Below are 18,825 nucleotides of genomic sequence, written 5' to 3'. Positions count from 1 at the left end.
ATTGCACACAAAGGGAATAAAAGCGCAAGGTCTGAAGGATGTTATGACCAAAAATATTCATGAACTTATCAGTCAGTCAGCACAGCAGTACGCTTCACGTCCTGCGTTGTACTTTAAGCAACAGATATTAACTTATACCGAATTGTATCAGGGCGTTGTTGCCGCTGCGATACGTTTACAGCAAGCCGGTATCGGCCGTTTTGAGCGCGTAGCTGTATATCTGCCAAAGCAATTTGAAACAGTGTTCAGTTTGTTTGCCGCGTCTTGCGCCGGCGCGGTGTTTGTGCCGGTAAATCCGGCTTTAAAAGCTGCACAGGTGTCTCATATTTTACGCGATTGCAATGTACGCTTGCTCATCACCAGTAGCGAGCGGCTATCTGCGTTGCAACAAGAGCTACAGCTATGCCCCGATCTACATACGGTTCTGTTAACCGATTCGGCTAACGGCGACGCAACAGGTGTTGGCCATCTGCAACTTAAACCTTTTTACTGCCATACTGACACGCAATTGCGCCAGTACCCGCATGTCACAGATGCCGACATGGCGGCGATACTTTACACCTCCGGCAGCACCGGCAAACCCAAAGGCGTGGTGTTATCACACCGTAATATGCTGGTAGGGGCGCAAAGCGTCTCCAGTTACCTTAGTAATAACTGTGATGATGTGTTGCTGGCTTTACTACCACTGAGTTTTGACTATGGCTTAAGCCAGCTGACCACGGCGTTTTTGACCGGCGCCAGCGTAGTGTTGCTGGACTTCTTTTTAGTACAGGATGTGGTGCGCGCAGTGCAGCAACATGGCGTTACCGGCATAGCCGCTGTACCGCCGTTGTGGGCACAATTGGCCAAAGCTAACTGGGTTGATGGCAGCGCAGCTAGCGTGCGTTACCTGACCAACTCAGGCGGTGCTATGCCGCAAGCTTTATTGCAGCAACTACAACAAATTTTCCACAACGCCGAACCTTACCTGATGTATGGTTTAACAGAGGCGTTTCGCTCTACCTATTTGCCGCCAGCCGACATTCAGCAGCGGCCAGGCTCTATGGGCAAGGCAATTCCGAATGCGGAGATTGTCGTGGTGCGCGATGACGGCAGTTTGTGCGGGCCGAATGAACCTGGCGAACTGGTGCACCGCGGCCCCCTGGTTAGTTTAGGCTATTGGAATGCGCCGGAAAAAACCGCAGAGCGTTTTAAACCTGACCCTGTTGCGCCCAAAGGCATACAATTGCCGCAACTGGCTGTGTTTTCCGGCGACACCGTGCGCTTTGACGACGACGGCTACCTGTATTTTATTGGCCGGCGCGATGAAATGATAAAAACCTCGGGTTACCGTGTCAGCCCAACCGAAGTAGAAGAAGCGGTGTACGCTTTAAGCGCCGATCTGGTTGATGTTGCCGCGCTAGGGGTACCGCACCCTGAGTTAGAACAAGCGATTTTGGTATTGCTGGCGTGTAAAGAGGGCACTGAGCCTGACTTAGCTGCCTGGCAATTGCAATTAAAGCGTAGCCTGCCCAATTTTATGCAGCCCAAAGCCTTATTGCTGCAACCGATGTTACCGAAAAATGCCAACGGTAAAATTGACCGTAAGTTATTGTCTGAGCAGTATAGAGACTATTTTCAAGCGAGCCGCGCATGAGCAGTGTTGAAAACATAAAAGTTGTACACGACCTGATGGATCAGTTTGAGCTGCGAGATAACCAGCTCATCCTGGGCGGTTACCGCCTGGATCAGATCAGCGCTATGCTGGGTAAAAGCGTGTTTTATGCCTATGATCGCAGCGTAATCACTAACCAGGTGCAACGTTTTCGCAGCGTTATTCCGGCGCGGATAAAACTGCATTATGCCATCAAAGCTAACCCTTATTGGCCAGTGCTACAGCATATGCGGCCGCTTGTTGATGGTTTTGACGTGGCTTCGCAAAAAGAAATGTTACTGGCGCTGCAGGCTGGTATGCCGGTAACCGATATCAGCTTTGCCGGGCCGGGTAAAACCGATGCTGAACTGCTTAGCGCTATTACCGCTGGCGTCACATTAAACGTTGAGTCGGCCGGCGAACTAAAACGTATTGCTCAGCTTGGCCTTAGCGCTGAGCTTACACCTCAGGTAGCCCTGCGAATTAACCCGGCGTTTGAACTTAAAGCCTCAGGCATGAAAATGGCCGGTGGCGCCAAGCCCTTTGGTATAGATGAAGAACAGGCATTTGAGCTGTTAGCTGACATTGGCACCATGGCAGTTAAACTGCGCGGTTTTCATATTTTTTGTGGCTCACAAAATCTTAAACCTGATGCCCTGATAGAAGCGCATCAACATACCTTTGCCCTTGCCGCCAAACTGGTTGCGGCCAGCCCGTACCGGCCAGATTTGATTAACCTGGGCGGCGGTTTTGGCGTGCCATATTTTGCCGGAGAAAAACGCTTAGATCTGGCGCCGGTGGGGCAGTCGTTGCAGCAGTTGCTGGCACAGTACGATAGCGCGCTAAAAGATATTGAACTGGTTATTGAGTTAGGCCGCTATCTGGTGGCTGAAGCGGGCATTTACGCCTGTCAGGTAGTAGATAAAAAAGTCTCGCGTGGTACAACTTATTTAGTTTGTAACGGCGGTTTGCATCACCATTTAGCTAATTCGGGCAATTTTGGCCAGGTTATCCGCAAAAATTATCCGGTGGCAATAGGTAACCGTTTAACCGGCGATGTAACCGAGCAGGTAACGATAGTTGGTCCGCTATGCACGCCGCTGGATATTTTGGCAGACAAAGTAACCTTACCCGCGGCAGACGTTGGCGATTGGGTAGTGGTGTATCAGTCTGGCGCCTATGGGCCTACGGCAAGCCCACAGGATTTTCTTGGCCACCCGGCTGTGGTGGAGATATTGGTTTAATTTATAACGAACAGGGTTTAATGGTGCAAGCGGGCTGATGATAAAACATAGTTATCAATAGTTTTTTATAACAGCTTATAGTGCCGTGCAACGATGCAAATTGCACAAAATAGCTGGCAGGGAAGGGTAGTTGGCTAAGCCGGCAGCTCTGCGGTCATTTAACTGCCGGTTATGTGGATAACTGTCGTCAGCGGCGATTATCAGGTTGTTTTCAATAGTCAGTTTAGGCTGATGTGAGCCGCTGTGCAGTAAAAAATTGCTGCGCTCCCGCTCCAGCAATACTACGCTGTCGGTTATGCTGATTTGATTGGTCTGATGCTTTATCCCCTCTAAACCAAAACCTATAGCCTGACTATTTACCGCATTGGGGCCTTGCTGCAACAATGAGCTCTTGATCAGCAGTTCTCCGCCATTGGATATATCTATCAGCCGGCTGCCCGGCGCCGACAGTTCAGCGATAATGCTGTTTTCAATAATGGTAAGCGGCCCTCTGGATTTAAGGCTATGCTGATGCCGGTTAGCCAGAATGACAGAGTTGTTAAAGTGCAAACTGGCGCTGTTAAGGTAAATGGAATGAGCGCGGGCATTGGCGGCCAGGTTCTCAAACCGGCTATCGAGAATAGTGATGTAACCATGCTGTTTGGCGGTTTCCAGTAATGCGGTTTCACTGCTATGAAAATAAACATGTTCAAGTGTCAGGCCGCGCCCCTCTAAACGCACGCAGGCGCCATTTTTACTGGCTACTTTAATATGGCGACACTCAAGGTTTTTTATGGTTAAGTTATCACCGCGGGCAACAATGGCACCTTTGCCATCAGAGGTTGCCTGCTCCAGTACCGCATGGCCAATACCTTCAATGGTGACATTGTGCCGGCCGATGTTTAGCGCTTCGCGGTAAACGCCCGGGCCAATTTTTAAGTGACTGCCATCTTGTAGTTGTGTTACCGCTGCCGCTAAGGTCGGATAGGCAGTGCCATCAAGCCATATGCCACTGAATTGTTCTGCCGTCCGGGCCTGCCACACTGGCATAACGCTTAACAACTCGTCTTGGATTTGCTGCGCTATATCGTCCGGCGACCTTGCCGGTGACTGCTGCGCCGGATAAAGCGGCCAGGGCACTAGTTCAATTGCGCGGTACAACATGGCGGGCTGAAACCAAAACAGATAAAGCAGCACGGCATGTGCCAAAAGGGCGCTTAGCCAAAGGTAACTCAAACCGAGTAGCCGTAGTAAGGTTTTCATCGCCGCTGTTCCCTCACGTTAAAATGCCGGCATTATCTGTGGGGACAAAGCCGGTTATCAGGGTAGTGTCTGTTGATACAGGCTTAATCGCTCCAGCCGAGCCTGAATTTGCTGTTCTAGCGCCTTAAAGCCGCTGCCATTATAGCCACCTAACTGGTCAATAACCTGCTGTTCAGACAAGCCTTCGGGTAGGTCGTTTACCCTGGGCATCATGGCAACCTCCATGTCGTCGGTATCAAAGCGATATAAGTTTGCGCTGTTAATGCTGTCTAAACGCCCGGCAAACATAATACCGGCGCGGTCAGCGGCTAAATCTGCAAAACTAAAGCCGGAGCCGCCATCGTCGGCATCAAGAATTTCTTTTAAATTTCCAATCTGAGTTGAAATATTAGCACTGCCCAGTTGCTGAAATACCGCTGAATACAAAAAGTGCAGGGCTAAATCGTGCCGCCCCAGCAAGGTGGCTTCAGGTAGTTCAGGGATCTGACTCATGTCAGACTTTGCATTGGCGTACCGGATAAAGCTATGGTTGCCAAACCCAACTGCCAGCGCCCACAGAGCCTGACGATACTCCCGCTCCGGTGCAGCAGTGCCGGCACGTTGTTTAGCAAAAAGTAACAGCTCTCGGCTGAAAAAGGCCAGCCGGCGTTCTTCCGGCTGTTGCTGGCTTAGCCGTTTTATGTAGGCAAGATAAAGCGCAATGTCCGGTGCAAAATGGTTGTCGCCCTGCAGCAGGTCGCGGGCAATATTACGCGCACTATATAACTGCGGGTTCAAACGTATTTTTAGTGCGCTGGCGTTTTCATCGACAAAGTAAAGCTTGCCCTGGGCCAGCTGACCTTTGCGCAACAATGACAGCAACTGCTGGTCTGCTGGCGCAGCCAGAGCGAGCTTTACCGTGCCTGACAGCATGGCATTGGCAATAACACCTGGCAGCGTTATTTTGCCTAGTTTGCAATGGTCGATAGCAAAGCCATTGTTACCCGGCAGTAGCAGGCAATAAGCACTGATCATCCGGTTTGCGGTTAGCTGCCAGTCGCTACGAAGGGCGACACCAAAGTTTGATATGACACCGCTGAATTGCATCGGCGAAAAGGTATAACTGGCGACATTCATTAAAGCGTCGAGCTGTGCCTGTTCAAAGCGCAGCTCGATCCTGTCGTCGGCATCACCCAGCTGGCGCAATGTGTCGCTTAACACGTTACGGGCTGTGGTTACATCGTTGCTGCTAATGCGTCTGGCACTGCTTTGGCCGCTTGTGGTAAGTAACCACCACAAGCCTGCCAGCAACGCCAGCAGTACCATAAGCCGACGCAGCCAGCGATAGGCAAAACGGCTTTGCTTTTGTTGCCCTTTTTTGCTGGCCATAGTGTCTGCCTTCTGTGGCTAATTTAGCTGCTGCAGCATTGCCAGCGTAGCCTGTTCTACCTGTTCACGCCATATCTGGCTGGAAAAGGTGTGGTTGGCATCGCTAATCTGCACCCGCTGTGCTGTTGACAAGCAGTGCGCCCAACTCTGGTGCTGCTGACACAAGGTGAGAAACTCTTGTGCGGTTAAATCATTACCACTGGTGATCAGTAGTGTTTTGCCCTGATAGCGTTGCCAGCCCTGTAACATCAGTTGCACATAATTTTGCTCGTTAGCCTCAGGTGTCAGCGCAGTGCTGCTGTGCTTTGCGTTGCGTTGTTGCAAGGTCTGCCAAATGTCTTTTACGCTGTGGCGCAAGGCCACGCCACCGCCGAGCATTTTTTGCCAGAACTGGCGGCTGAACAGGCGTTTTAAATAGTAATGCTTTAGCATAACCTCGGCGTGGCTATGTTGCTGGCGCACCCAGGGGTTAAGCAAAATAATACCGCTGATGCGTGGATCAGGGCTTTGTAGCTTAATTAAAATGGCACTGGCGGCATCACACAGGCCCCACAGTACCAGGTTTTTCAGCTGCGGGTTGTGTTGCATAAAGGCGGTTATAGCCGCTTCAATATCATTATCTTGCTGATAAAATGCTGCTTTGCTACCGCTGCTGTCACCCATGCCGCTGGTATCCAGCCGCATTGACGCTATGCCGTTGTCGGCAAGCGCGCGGCTGAGTTTAACAAACTGCCGATGGCTGCCCACCCGATACTGCGGGCCGCCAACAATAATAAGTACCCCGGTCTGGCTGCACTGGCCGTTTGTTGGTGTGTGTAAAATTGCACTGAGAGAGGCTGTGCCGCTGGCAAGGCTAATGTAACGCTCGTTCATGCGGTACCTGCGCTAAGTTGTTGTACGGTTAAGCTTATCAGCTCATCAGCGCTGGCTAATTCACTGGTTTGCCAGTACGACTCGGCTTTTAGCTGGACAAAATTTACCGCAGCGCTTTGTTGTAACAGCTGCAACTGTTTTTGTACCGGCAGGGCAATGTTATCCAGTAGCGACGTTTCAAACCAGCTAAGCTCAAACTGGTTTAGGCTGGCGGGCAGGGTAGTGTGCATGTGCAGCAGGCTTTGGTAAAACGCCGGGCTTATCGGATAACCGGCTATTTCAACCGTTTCACCATTAGTTAATTGTTGCTCTATGTCTTTCTGGCTTATTTTGGCGCCGCCGGCCATGGCTTCAGCCACTTTAATGCGCACAAACTGTTGCCAGAACTTAGTCACGTCGAACATCGGTTGCCACAATACCAGCTGTTTTGCTGTCAGCGCTAAGTTGCTGTGGTTTAGCAGGTCGAACAGCTGCAAGGCCCCAAAGCGCACGGCGATAAAGCTAACCTGCTCAAACCCCTCATCACGCAGCTTGCTAAGCAGTTGCTGCAAATCAGCCCGCCAGATTGCCGTTGTCGCGCTGTCTAAATCACCCTCGCTGTCACCGGTGCCATAGTTGTCCAGCATAAAGCAACTGCAACCCTTTGCCGCCAGCTGACGCATTAACGCCGTTAATAAATGCCGGCTTTTATTCATTTCTTCAGCAAAAGGCGGGATGACAACAACTGCCGAAGTCGCATCTTGCGATTGCTCTATGCGCAGAAAAAGCTTGCCAGAGGGCATGGTGTAAAAGTTTGTTTTATTTAAACCTGACTCACTCATTGACGTCTCCAGGTGGCAGCTTTACAAACCTATTACTGGAAAAATTAATGCCTGTGGTCCGTTTGATATAGTCTCTTAGCTTGTAAAGCGCAACCAGTAATTTTCCGCTGATGGTTGAGAAATTAATTATTTCTGCCCCAATAACACTGGTTTTGTTGTCCATCCAAAGTGCTTTGAAGTTGTCGTCACCGAGCAGGAAATCGACACTGTTAACTGCATTGTCAGCGGATAATTGCTCTATCATGTACTTGGTAAGTATGGTGCCAGGCGAGAACGCGTCGAATTGCTTGTCCTGTGCCAATTTGTAAATATAGGCAGTTGTGCCATCTAACAACCATAGTTGAAAAGCAGCAGGCACACCGTTTATGCTCAGTAAGCCCAATTTAAATCGTTGTTGCTGATCGGCCCAGTGCATTAACCAATTAATAAAATCATCAGACGGTTCCTGTACTTTCCAGCTTTGCTTATATATTTGCCAGTAAGCCTGTTTAATTTCTTCATTGACGCTGGAATGGATTTCAATAGCATAGTTCTGCTTGGCTAATGTTTTTAAACGTCGCGAATACGTATTTCGTAGCCTGGATGAACGACTATTCCAGTAAGTTTCAAAATTGGTGTATTGAGTGCTGTAATTGGCCGAAAAATAATATTTAAACACTGAAATCTGCGTTCTGGTTTGTAATGCTAATAGCGTATCGAACTGTGCAGAGTACAAGGGCGCAACCTCAAGACTAAGCCAGTTGGGGTATGCAAAGTTTAATTGGGCAAACAATAGTTCCCAGGCTTCATGCGGGTTTAACATAGCGCTGTCGAAAAAAATGTCAGCATATGGGGTGTAGAAGTTTGTAATTAACTTCAGTTTTTTACCACTTTTCTCTAAAGGCATCGCTACGCAGGGGGCGTCGTTTTGGAAAACAAACAGCCATTCAAACTGTGTATCTCTGCAGCTATCATGTTGATTTTTAAAGCACGTTACGGCATGGAACCATTCATATGACGCAAAAATAGCATGGGAATTATGCTTATTAAGCCATTGCTGTAAGTCAGCTGACAACGGCATTTCTGCGGGATAAATTTTTACATGGTATGAACTGCTACTCATGGTTTGAAGATTATCCTTTTCAGCAGTGAGACGCATGCTAGGATGAAAGGCTTAATATCAGTCAGCGAGAAGTAAGTGAAAGCAGGCGTTTTACCAAAAGGCTTAAACGTTTTTTGTTTCCAGCACGTTTTGAAATAGTTGAGTGGCGCACGCTCACAGTCAAACCAAACTGTTTGCTTCACGTCAGCGTAATTGGGAACCCGTTGCCCCAAAGCTACCATAAACTCTTGGTATGGCTGGTTATACCCAGCAGCAATAATTAACTCTACTAGAAATTCAGTTCTGCCAACGGTAGGTTCAATTAGCCAAAAGCTGCCATCTGGCGCCATTTTAAATTCGACTGCCACGGGACCAGATAATTGGTAAGGTGCAACGAATTTTTCAGCAAGTACCGCAACTTGTTCATTAGGATAAATTTCGGCAATGGTGGCTTGTCCTCTTGCTGGAGGGTGTGATGCAACTTTTCTGCCTGTGAGATTTTGAATCACAGTTCCGTTATCAAGCAGCATTTCAGCAAAAAAGAGAGTGTTATCAGCGCCTGCTATATACTCCTGGCCAACAATCGGTAGATCATGCTGATAGTTTGATAACTGTAATGCTAAGTCTGTTTGCGATTCGACAATAATGGTTTTGAAAGATGACATGGGTTTTACAGGTTTCAAAATCATCGGAAACTGCATTTGCTGAACAAGCTGATCAATGTTGTCCAAACTGGAGAACACGATGCTTTTGGGATAGTTTACCTGTTGTCGTCTTGACGCCTGCTCTAAAAAATCCTTTTTCTGCAGCAGTAATATATCGGAAGCGCAGTCTGACCAGCTTAATAAATATGGCGGGACAAGTTGTTTAATAGCTTCACCCACGATTTTGACATGATTGTCATTAGTCGGCATTAATACAACTTTATCCCACTGGCTTAACTGTTGTCGGATCTGCAGTAACGCTGGCACTAAATCGGCAGCATCAAAGCTATTTACCGGAAAAACCTGCTTAACGCTATTAGTTGAAGTACCTGGCAAGGATTTATTCTGCTCAACTGCATATACTGTAACCCCTTGCTCAGCAAGCGCTCTGGTAACAGCAAGACCATGGCTACATAAACCGATTACTAGCGCAGCACTGGTGTGTGACATAGCTCTTACATTCCTTTTAAGACAATTGTTTTATGAGCCGTAAATGAAACTTCGCTACGCTTTTATCCCAAGGTGTAAAGCGCTTTAGTTTAAACTGCGGCGTTTGCGGGGTTGATATACCCCAGTTTGTTACTACAGCGCTGCTAAAGCCGGCTTCTTGTACCAGCTTTGTTGTAGTGTCATCAAAATCTACACCTTCTACACCATTAGGGTAGGCAAAATGCAGTACTGGTTTACCCAGCCAGCTTTCCAGCTGTTGTTTGGACTCGCTAATTTCCTGCTGTTGCTGCTGTGGTGGCATCACTTTTAAAATTGGGTGATTAACGGTATGGGCACCAATGGTTACACCCAATTCGGCCAGCTGTTTTATCTGCGCCGGTGTCATCATCAACGGTGCCTGCTCAGCTGCATTATTTTGCTGATAAAACTGGTCAATCTTTTCAAGTCGCTGAGCTATAGGCAGATACTTAAGCTGCTTAAGCCATTGCTGAGCCTTGCTGTGTCTGTCCTGCCAGTCGCCCAGCGGCACTTGCTCATCGCCCAGCTGTAATTGCTCAGTTGCTGTGGCAAATAAATGGATTAGCCTGTCGTTCCACATATTCGTGCCTGCACTAAAGCCGGTAGCCACATAAACGGTGGCAGGAATGCCGTATTTCGCCAATATTGGCGCTGCAACGGTAAGGTTATTAATATAGCCATCATCAAAGGTAACGCAGACTGCATTGGCCGGCAGGGTATTGTGCTCAAGGTGATGTAATGCTGCGTCCAGCGATAGCGGGGTAAAGTGGTCGCGCAGCAGCTGCATTTGCCAGTCAAACACTGCAGCAGTCGGCTCGCTTGGCCGCATGGGGTCATGCTCTGCCAGCACCTGATGATATATCAGGATACTAAGCTTATTGCGGCCAAGTACTTTACCGGCCAGTTGCAAGCCGTTATGCAGCAGGGCGCTAAGCATGTGTGGCTCCATGCTGTTGCAACCATAGCTCCAGCACGACAATAATCCACACCAACTCACCATAATAGCCGGCATGGCCATTCTTGTAAGTATCTATAGCCTGGTCAATAAAAGCCGGTTGTAAAATTTGCCGCTGTTTAAAGTGTTCAAGCGCGCTAAGCGCAATGTGTTGTAAGTCGGGCCTCTGCTTCATCCACACACCAAACGGCAAACCAAAACCGTGTTTGCTTTTGCTTAAGGTGGCGTCTGGCAAAAAACCACGAAAGCTGTTCTTGTAAAAGTCGCGCAGTTTTTGCCCCGGCGCCTTAACGCTGGCGGGTACGGTGCAACTAAAGTCGACCAGCTCTTTCTCAATAAGAGGAAAACGCACCTCAACACCAGCCAGCTGGCACATTTGGTTTACTTTAACAAAATCGTTATCGGCCAGAGTAAACTTCCAGTCCAGGTACATCATTTTATCTATTGAATTGCCCGATAAGCAGGCGCCATAGCGCTGGCGCTTTTGCTGCGCCGGCAGGCTGCTGTCTACTTGTTGCAGCAGCTGTTGGCTGAACATTTGCTTTATATCAAAGCGATTAACAAAGTTATAGCTGTCGAGCCGTTCTGGCAGCGGTACTTTGGCCTGACGCACATAACTGCTGGCTTTTTTTAGCAGCGGTAGCTTATCGGCCAGCTTGTTGTCCAGGCTCAGGTTAAGTAGGGCTTGCAACGGGCGCGGCAGGGCGCCATAACGCTCGAATACCTGTTGTTTAACATAGCGCTCGTTACCGGCAAAAATTTCATCGCCGCCATCACCTGCCAGCATTACTTTAATACCGTCGGCTTTGGCTGTTTTGGCACATATATAGGCCGCCATCGCCGATGAGTTACCAAAGGGCTCGTTAAAGTAGCCCGCCACTGTCGTAAAATGTTGGGTGATTTCGTCCGGTTGTAAATAATGAACCTTGTGTTGGGTGTTAAAGTGTTTGGCCGTTAGCAGTGCATATTCGGTTTCATCATAGCCTTTGGCTTCAAAGCCAATAGAATAGGTTTTGGCACTTTGGCCGCTGCTCTGGCTATGTTTGGCCAGCATGCCGGCCACTGTTGAACTGTCCAGGCCACCGCTTAAGAATGCCGCACAATCGTCGGCCATATTGCGGCGCACGGCGTCTGATATTAGCACCTGACAGCGCTGCATTAGTTGTTCTGTGCTGTCGTTAGAGGGTGTAAAAGCCGGTTGGTAATAGCCGCGCTGTTGCAGCTGGCCGCTGCTGTCAATTTGGGCAACAACGCCAGGCTCCAGTTTGCTAATGCCCTGATAAATGCTTAGTGGCGATGGAATGCAATGAAAAAACACATAGTTAAAAGCCGCTTGCGGGTTAAGCGCTGCAGCTTGTGCTGAGGTGTGCAATGCGGCCATGCTATCGCTGATGCGCAACACTGTGCTGTCGCGCTGGTCGATATAGCAAGGCATACTGCCGACATGGTCATTGATAATACAAATGCCGCCGCTGGCTTTATCCAGAATAAACAGTAAAAAGAAGCCGGCAATCTGTGGCAAGAAGGTATCTGGTTGGCGCTGATACAGCGCCAAAAACCACTCTGCCGAATTGGTTGTCAGATAATCCTGGTTATAAGGCCGAAGGCGCCCAGCTACGCAGATAAGGCTGTGCTCATCCTCTGCCAGGGCTAAACTGCTGTGGCTGCTAAATTGCACTGCGCTATTTGCAATGGCGCTATTGCTTAGATCCAGCCGGTACTGCTCACCTGCCGCCGGGGTGTTTATTCCATTATGACACCACATAAGTAAATCCCTTATTTGTTTAACATCATGGCTATTAAGCCAGCCAACTTTACCGGTCTGCCTTTTGCTTAAACTTTCGCTGTAAAAACATATTATAAAGCGGCGCTATGCTACATATTAACCAAAACGCTATGGCTTTGGGTAATTTATATTTGTGGCGAATGCAGCCTGTAAACGACACTTTGGCTTTGTCTGGCTTGCCGCCTAGCATGGCGTTGTAGCCGTAGTTAAAGTGGCGGTCACCCAGATAGGTGTTTAGCGTTTTTGGCGCTATTTTTTCTCCGCAAGGGCTGGCAATGCCATAGTGTGCCACGGCAGACTCAAGTACCAGTAAACTGTAATTTTTGTCCTGTACTTTTTTCGTTATGCTTGCCGGATTATTGCGGTACAAAGCATATACCCGGTTAAGCTTAGCAATGCGGTACTTCTGCGACACTCTAAGCCAAAAGTCGTGATCTTCGCCAATACGGTAGTCAGTGTTAAACATGCCCACGTTGTCAATTACTTCCCGGCGCAGCACTGCCGTAATAGTATGAATAACCGATTCTTTTAGCAGATCCAAATATAACCAGCCTTCGCTGCCAGGCTGTTTGGGCGCAATAACGGGGGCGACGTCTACCAGGTTTGCTGTTACGTTGGCCAGCGCGGTAGTGCCGTCCCATTCCGTCCAGCCGCAGTAACACAGGCCCACATTCGGGTGCTGTTGCAGGTAGCTCACCTGTTCGGTTAGCTTGCCGGGTAACCACAGATCGTCGCTGTCATTAAATGCTATATACTCGCCGGCAGCGGCTTGCAGCCCGGCATTTCTGGCGGCTGCGGGGCCTTGGTTTGTCTGCTGAATAAGCGTGATTTTATCGCCGAATTGGCTTAAAACACTGATGCTATCGTCGGTTGAACCGTCATCAATAACAATCACTTCGATATTGGCATAATCTTGTGTTAATACACTGGTTATTGCCGATGACAACATAGCTGCATTGTTGTAGCAGGGGATAATCACACTAACCAAAGGTGCCATTTTTTCAGTCACGGCTGTGGTTTTCCAAAGATGGCCATGGCGGTTTAACTTTCCTTAGCGGCACTGCGGTAAAACAGCTGATACAGCCAGCTATTTGCACAGATCAGACAAAATACAGTAGTTTTAAGCAGACGATATTTTAACGGGATACAGGCCTTAAATGATTCAAAGGCTTTGATGCGGGAGCCTTTTAGCATGGCGTTGTAACCATAGGCAAAATGCCGCTCGCCTAAGAAGCGGTTTATCTCAGATTGGGGCACCTGCTTACCGGAAGGGCAGCTGCGGCCGTAGTTAGCCAGGGCAGACTGCAACACTTGCAAGCTGTAGTTTTGCAGATGCAATTTTTTGGTCGTGCTATGGGGGTTTTGCCGGTACACCGCATAGACGGCGCTGAGTTTATCAATCTGACAGTGGCGGGAAACCCGGATCCAGTAGTCGTGATCTTCACCTATCGCATAGTCTTTATTAAAAAAACCTACTGCCCTGACTATTTCAGCGCGCAGCATTACCGTAATGGTACATACAGCTGATACTTCGAGTAACTTTGTGTATAGCCAGCCCGATCTGTCTGCAACCAATTCTGGCAGATCTGCTGTTTTGGGCTGCTGTGCTAACAGCCCGGCCAGCGGTTGTGTTTGATCCCACACTAACCAACTGGTGAAACACAAGCCGGTTTGCGGGTTATTGTTCAGGTAATTTATTTGCGCAGTTATTTTGCCGGGTAACCAGATATCGTCACCATCGAGAAAAGCGATAAAGTCACCGCGCGCGGCCGCTATGCCGCTATTTCGGGCTACCGCAGGCCCTTGGTTTTCTTGCGTGAGCAGTGTTATTTTATCGCCATACTGCTGCAAAACCTCAATACTGTTATCAGTTGAGCCATCGTTGATTACAATAATCTCAATGTTGGCATAGTCTTGCGCCAGCACGCTGTCAACAGCGGCGGTTATATGTTCGGCGTTGTTATAGCAGGGAATGATAACGCTAACTAACGGCTGGTCCATATCAAATACCAAAGTCCCGCCTGAATTGCTGCGCGGTTTGCTGCAAGCGCTCGGTGTTGTCATTAAACACGCTGTCCTTACTCAGTTGCACCGGCGCCTGGCGGGCAATATTAACCAAGGCTTGGGCAACAGCGTCAAGATGCTGCGCAGTTGATTTAAGTGGTGGTGGTGGCCCCCAATCTGAGCGCCATAGCGGCGTGTTAAGCAGGCTGCGCTTGAGGCCATTTTTTAACTTCTCGCTGGTGCTGGCAGCCTCATCGCCACGCCAAACCGGTGCCAGCGGTGAAAAAGTCGCTTCAACGTTTACCGACAGCAACCAGTCTTGCCACTTGTATTCCGAAATATGCGGGTAAGCTTTAACTGGGACCCACGGCACGCGAAATGAATCTGCCAAAATTGCGCCATGCATGGCCTCTGTCAGCAAGACTTGTGACTGGCGTATCGCATCGAAAACCTGCAAAAATGGCTTTCTCGGGTCGATGTAATGAATACCCGCCAACTGACAAACTCTGGCCCAGTCGCCGAGACGGGCGCTTTCACAATGTGGCATAAAGCTGATGTTGTGCTGCTTTACTACAGCCTGGTTATGAAACTGTGCTGACAGCGAAGCGGGGTCTGTTATCGCCAGCTCTGCAGGCAGGCCAAGTGTTTTGGCCGTTAACGGCCCGCGCACGGCGTAAAACGTCCAGTTGCTGTTTACGTTTGGCAACTGGCCATAACCATGGCCAGAACCAAATACCGTTACTGAAGGTGCGGCGGGAATACGGTGATTTAGCAAAGTGCCCACGCCGACAAACAGCGCTTCATCGTCGGCATTAAAGAAATCGGGAAACAATTGCTGCCACAACCAGGGGTTCAGGTCGTCGCCGAAGTTGCCTTCTCTGTCTTTGAAATAATATAACCGCAAAATAACATCCTTGTGTTAAATCCTGAACTTCAGTGCTTCATCAAAACGTGATCTAAAAAACAGGCGTAACGCCACGACGTAGAACAAGGCACCTATCAATATCATGATTATCAGCCGGGGTAATAACACCAGTTCTGACAATACCGTTTGTTGCATACCGAACAATAAACACACCATGCCTGATGATAACAGTAATGGCGGCCAGACTGCCATAATAATAGCTTTAGTGCTGATACCAGCACGAGATGTGCAAAGGTAGATGGCAAACAGAAAAAAGAGCGGGGTGATAACCAACCAGGCTGCGGCTAATGCATTTATGCCGTACCTTGCAGTCACTGAAACAGCGATTACTGTTAGCAGTAACGAAAAGCAAATATGAATTAACCCCGTGCCAGGAAAGCCTAGTGCCTTTAACAAGGGTGTAAACAGATTTGAAATAATGCGCAGCGGTATGGTCAGCAATATCAACTGCAGCGGCAATACCGCATTACGCCAGTGTGTGCCCAATACCAATTGCACCAATTCATCTGCGGTGGCGGCAAAGCCGTAAAATAGCGGAAAGCAAAACAGTGTGATAATACGCAGCATATAGCTAAATATTTGCTGGTACTTTTCTTTATCATTACTTATGGCCGCATACATCGGATAAGCCACTTCGTTGATCAATGGCATGGCCTTTGTCATTGGCATTAACGCCAGATGCATGGCTACGGCATAGTATCCTAATTGATTTGTATCAATAAATTTGGCGGCAATTAAAATATCAACTTTCATAAACAGCGTAAACAGTGCGCCGGTAGCCATCAGTGTCAGGCCAAACTTTAATGCTGGCAGCATATCGCTGAAGTCAAAACGTGGCAGGTAGAAGCGACGTAAAGTGATGTTATAACCCACAGCACGGATAAAAATAACGACCACATTGGCCACTATCAGTGACCAAAAACCAAAACCATAAAACGCCAGTAGCAAGGCAAGCGCGCTGCTGCTCAAGGTGGCGGCAAAGTCGATTTTAGAGCGACTTTTAAAATTCATCTCTCTGGCCAGCAGGTTAGATGAAACCGTGATCCAGGGCATAACCAGAAACACCGTTGCGGTGAGGTACAATACATACTCTAGCGCTGGCTGTTGGTAAAACTGGGCGATGCTGGCGGCAAAACTCACTTGCAATACGGCAATAGCGCCGTTGAGCAATAGCAGTAAGTTCAGGATCTTGCGGATGTAATTGTCATCAAGTTGCTTTTGGCGTATTAGTACGTCGCCCAGCCCGGCGCTGGCAAATTGCAACGCCAGCATTAGTACCATTTCTGCAATAGCAACTATGCCGTAATCGGCAGGGGTGAGTAAACGAATAACAAAGAGTGATGCCAGCCAGGTAAACAACTGTGACAGCAACCGTAAGCTTAATGTCCACCTGAACGCCGTACGTGCGCGTTTGGATATGCTATCCATGCAATCCTCTTGAAGTATTTCGCCGCTACTAATCGACGACGCAACATAGTAACGCCAGATTAGGCAAAGTGAAAGCCGGTTGCAAACTTATAGTGGCTTTAGTGGTTTTTTTCGCTACTATAATGCTGTAGCAAACAGGCAGCAAGGTTATCAGGGATGGTTAGCATGAAGGTGAAATATTTCCTTATTACGGTTATTTTTGCTCTACCTATGGTGGGGTATGCTTTTGATTTTACGCTGTCTGAGACAGAGTTTAAAAGCTGGGATGCGCGTTGTAAAAAAGCATATGCTGCAAGCGGTTCAGGGCGTAGCTCTGGTTATTATCAAGGTTTTAGCCCGCAACAGTTTCAAGACGCTAGTCGATTTGGCGAAGAGGCTGGTGGTGCCTGGCACTATTGCGCCGGTGTTATTTGGCTGCAACGAGCTGCAAGTACCTTTGGTCAGCAAAGGGAGGGAAACCTAAAGCAGGCGGTATCTGAAATACATTTTACCTACAACAAAATAAAGCCTCAGCACCACTGGTATCCTGAAATACATGTCAATTATGCCAAAGCACTTTATCTGAGTAATAAAAAGCAGGAAGCATTTGCTGTATTACAACGCTTAGCCGGCACTCATCCGGCAAACTCGTTACCATACACTGCATTGGCTTATTACCTGAAACAGGAAAAACAGCTTGAACAAGCCATTAGCGTGTTAAAGCAGGCGCCAGATTTACTGTTAAATGAATCTGCCGAGCTGAATTACTTTTTAGGCTGGTATTTAATGGAGGCGGGGCAGTTGCAAGACGCTGTGCCTTATGCGCAAAAAGCCTATCTGTTAAATTACCCTGCGCCGGCACTACGCCAGCGCCTGGCGGCGAAAGGTTATAGCTGGTAACGGCTTTAGCGCTTAATCACCAGGTCGTCGCTACCAGCGGCCGCTGGTCTTGGTGCCACAGCAGGTTGCGGCGCCGGCTCGGGTAAATAAAGCTGGCGGATACTAATAACAGCAATAATACCGCCAATAGCATAAAGTAAGTCAAAATAGGCCAGGCTAACGTTATTACCGGTAACACCATAACCAATTAGTGAAAGCGTTATAGCGTTGCTAAGCTGCACACACCACTGTTGATTATGTTTTAGCGCCAATATGCGGTTGCGGCGGTTTAGCCGCAACATACCCAGCAAAATCATGCCAAAAATAAATAATCCGGCGATACCATGATCGCCCAATACCTGCATATAAATATTGTGTGCAGCCTTAGGTGCCAATGTTTTAGGTATTGGCGGCGTTTCAATCGGACCAAAATAGGGCGTATAAGGCGCATAACTGTACCACAGCACCGGTTCAGTTACCGCTTTAAAGCCGCCACCGGTGAGTGGATTATCCCTTGCTATCATTACCGAAATTTTCCAGGCCCAAAGCCGGCCAATAAAAGAGGCGTCTTCGGTGGTTGCTGTTTGAATGGTGCTTTGCCGTTCGCGCCAGTCTTCTGGCGTAAACTGATAAGCGGTGGGCAACACCAGCACGGCCAGCAGTAACCAGAGTATTTTACGCTTTGATTTCCACCAGAAGGCCAGTGCCAATATTGCCAGGCCAATAAAGCCACCGCGAGAGCCGGTGCCAACAATCGCAATAATATTGCCGATAAATAAGCCCCATAATCCCAGCTTTAAATAATGGTGCTTGCTGACATAGATTAAATATAAAATAAGCGGCAAACACATATTTACCGCGACGGCAAAGTCGTTTCGGTCGAGCAGGGCGCCAGAGCGGCCTTTTACCATATGCCCACCGGCCGACAACACGACTTTAACCGCCTCCATGGCAGCATAAGATGATATGGCCAGCACTATGGCCCAGATGAGCGTGTCGACATGCAGCTTTTTTGTTAGTACCAGGGTAATAAAGAAGTACAGCAGCAGGACTTTAATAAACTGATTCCAGTAGCCGATGGCATAAGCTTTATCGACAGCATCAAATGATGAGATAAGCGTCCAGAAGGCAAACAGTAACACCCAAAAACTTAAGCCATTAAAAGCTAGTTTTTTTTGTTTATGCACAAACAGATAGGACAAAAATGTTACGGCGACGATGGTCAGATTAAGCCGGAAGTCGTTAGAAAAACCAAAAGCCCAGTTTGCCGGCGCCAATAATGCAATAAAAGCCCAGGCCGCAATACCAATAAAAGGCCGTTTAAAGCTGTAAAATACGGCGACAAATAAAAAAGCTACCAGTATTAAATCGCGCATCAGGATTTGTCCTGCTTATCGGCCCAATAAAATAAATAACATATGGCTGTAATAACGGC

16 protein-coding genes are annotated in these 18,825 nt (G+C 48.3%); 3 read left to right on the top strand and 13 right to left on the bottom strand.

Annotated features, from left to right (window positions below; all coding sequences use genetic code 11):
• The first annotated feature begins 43 nt into the window (after positions 1 to 43).
• Both ACYVIC_RS15850 and ACYVIC_RS15845 read left to right on the top strand, forming a co-directional pair.
• Complete coding sequence (locus tag ACYVIC_RS15850; protein WP_460861527.1) at positions 44 to 1,636, top strand: acyl-CoA ligase (AMP-forming), exosortase A system-associated; 1,593 nt, start codon at positions 44 to 46, stop codon at positions 1,634 to 1,636.
• The gene (locus ACYVIC_RS15845; RefSeq protein ID WP_460861526.1) at positions 1,633 to 2,877 is read left to right on the top strand and encodes a pyridoxal-dependent decarboxylase, exosortase A system-associated; all 1,245 of its coding nucleotides are present in this window, start codon (positions 1,633 to 1,635) and stop codon (positions 2,875 to 2,877) included. Before ACYVIC_RS15850 ends, ACYVIC_RS15845 begins: the two co-directional genes overlap by 4 nt.
• A 75-nt stretch (positions 2,878 to 2,952) precedes the next feature.
• On the opposite strand, the gene ACYVIC_RS15840 is transcribed toward ACYVIC_RS15845, so the two are convergent.
• Genes ACYVIC_RS15840 through ACYVIC_RS15785 form a run of 12 tightly spaced genes read right to left on the bottom strand, consistent with a single transcriptional unit; the run spans position 2,953 to position 16,532 of the window.
• Positions 2,953 to 4,119, bottom strand: a complete 1,167-nt coding sequence (locus ACYVIC_RS15840; protein ID WP_460861524.1) for a right-handed parallel beta-helix repeat-containing protein — start codon at positions 4,117 to 4,119, stop codon at positions 2,953 to 2,955.
• A gap of 57 nt (positions 4,120 to 4,176) precedes the next feature.
• Complete coding sequence (locus ACYVIC_RS15835) at positions 4,177 to 5,487, bottom strand: hypothetical protein (protein WP_460861523.1); 1,311 nt, start codon at positions 5,485 to 5,487, stop codon at positions 4,177 to 4,179.
• An 18-nt stretch (positions 5,488 to 5,505) separates the two neighbouring features.
• On the bottom strand, positions 5,506 to 6,360 hold the full coding sequence (locus tag ACYVIC_RS15830) for a hydrolase 1, exosortase A system-associated (RefSeq protein ID WP_460861521.1): 855 nt from the start codon (positions 6,358 to 6,360) through the stop codon (positions 5,506 to 5,508).
• Positions 6,357 to 7,181, bottom strand: a complete 825-nt coding sequence (locus ACYVIC_RS15825) for a serine aminopeptidase domain-containing protein (RefSeq protein WP_460861520.1) — start codon at positions 7,179 to 7,181, stop codon at positions 6,357 to 6,359. The genes ACYVIC_RS15830 and ACYVIC_RS15825 overlap by 4 nt, the downstream gene beginning before the upstream one ends.
• Entirely contained in the window at positions 7,174 to 8,283 is a 1,110-nt protein-coding gene (locus ACYVIC_RS15820; protein WP_460861519.1) for a GNAT family N-acetyltransferase, read from the bottom strand. Before ACYVIC_RS15820 ends, ACYVIC_RS15825 begins: the two co-directional genes overlap by 8 nt.
• The gene (locus tag ACYVIC_RS15815; RefSeq protein ID WP_460861518.1) at positions 8,280 to 9,416 is read right to left on the bottom strand and encodes a hypothetical protein; all 1,137 of its coding nucleotides are present in this window, start codon (positions 9,414 to 9,416) and stop codon (positions 8,280 to 8,282) included. The genes ACYVIC_RS15820 and ACYVIC_RS15815 overlap by 4 nt, the downstream gene beginning before the upstream one ends.
• Before the next feature lie 16 nt (positions 9,417 to 9,432).
• Positions 9,433 to 10,371: a polysaccharide deacetylase family protein gene (locus ACYVIC_RS15810; RefSeq protein ID WP_460861516.1), complete on the bottom strand. Its 939-nt coding sequence runs from the start codon at positions 10,369 to 10,371 to the stop codon at positions 9,433 to 9,435.
• Complete coding sequence (locus tag ACYVIC_RS15805; protein ID WP_460861515.1) at positions 10,364 to 12,154, bottom strand: asparagine synthetase B family protein; 1,791 nt, start codon at positions 12,152 to 12,154, stop codon at positions 10,364 to 10,366. The genes ACYVIC_RS15810 and ACYVIC_RS15805 overlap by 8 nt, the downstream gene beginning before the upstream one ends.
• A 49-nt stretch (positions 12,155 to 12,203) precedes the next feature.
• Positions 12,204 to 13,184, bottom strand: a complete 981-nt coding sequence (locus ACYVIC_RS15800; protein WP_460861514.1) for a glycosyltransferase family 2 protein — start codon at positions 13,182 to 13,184, stop codon at positions 12,204 to 12,206.
• A 32-nt stretch (positions 13,185 to 13,216) separates the two neighbouring features.
• Positions 13,217 to 14,176: a glycosyltransferase family 2 protein gene (locus tag ACYVIC_RS15795; protein WP_460861512.1), complete on the bottom strand. Its 960-nt coding sequence runs from the start codon at positions 14,174 to 14,176 to the stop codon at positions 13,217 to 13,219.
• Position 14,177: 1 nt separating this feature from the next.
• Positions 14,178 to 15,083: a polysaccharide pyruvyl transferase family protein gene (locus ACYVIC_RS15790; protein ID WP_460861511.1), complete on the bottom strand. Its 906-nt coding sequence runs from the start codon at positions 15,081 to 15,083 to the stop codon at positions 14,178 to 14,180.
• 15 nt (positions 15,084 to 15,098) lie between these two features.
• A complete protein-coding gene (locus tag ACYVIC_RS15785; RefSeq protein ID WP_460861510.1) occupies positions 15,099 to 16,532 on the bottom strand; it encodes an oligosaccharide flippase family protein in 1,434 nt (477 codons plus the stop codon).
• 165 nt (positions 16,533 to 16,697) lie between these two features.
• Between ACYVIC_RS15785 and ACYVIC_RS15780 the strand changes: the two genes are divergently transcribed.
• Positions 16,698 to 17,411: a hypothetical protein gene (locus ACYVIC_RS15780; RefSeq protein ID WP_460861508.1), complete on the top strand. Its 714-nt coding sequence runs from the start codon at positions 16,698 to 16,700 to the stop codon at positions 17,409 to 17,411.
• 5 nt (positions 17,412 to 17,416) lie between these two features.
• Here the strand turns inward: ACYVIC_RS15780 and ACYVIC_RS15775 are convergent, their stop codons facing one another.
• The gene (locus tag ACYVIC_RS15775) at positions 17,417 to 18,766 is read right to left on the bottom strand and encodes a putative O-glycosylation ligase, exosortase A system-associated (protein WP_460861507.1); all 1,350 of its coding nucleotides are present in this window, start codon (positions 18,764 to 18,766) and stop codon (positions 17,417 to 17,419) included.
• Between the last annotated feature and the right edge of the window lie 59 nt (positions 18,767 to 18,825).

The sequence above is a fragment of the Rheinheimera gaetbuli genome (genome assembly GCF_054781935.1).
Note: the sequence above shows the minus strand (reverse complement) of the source record. Positions and strands in the feature narration are given on the sequence as shown.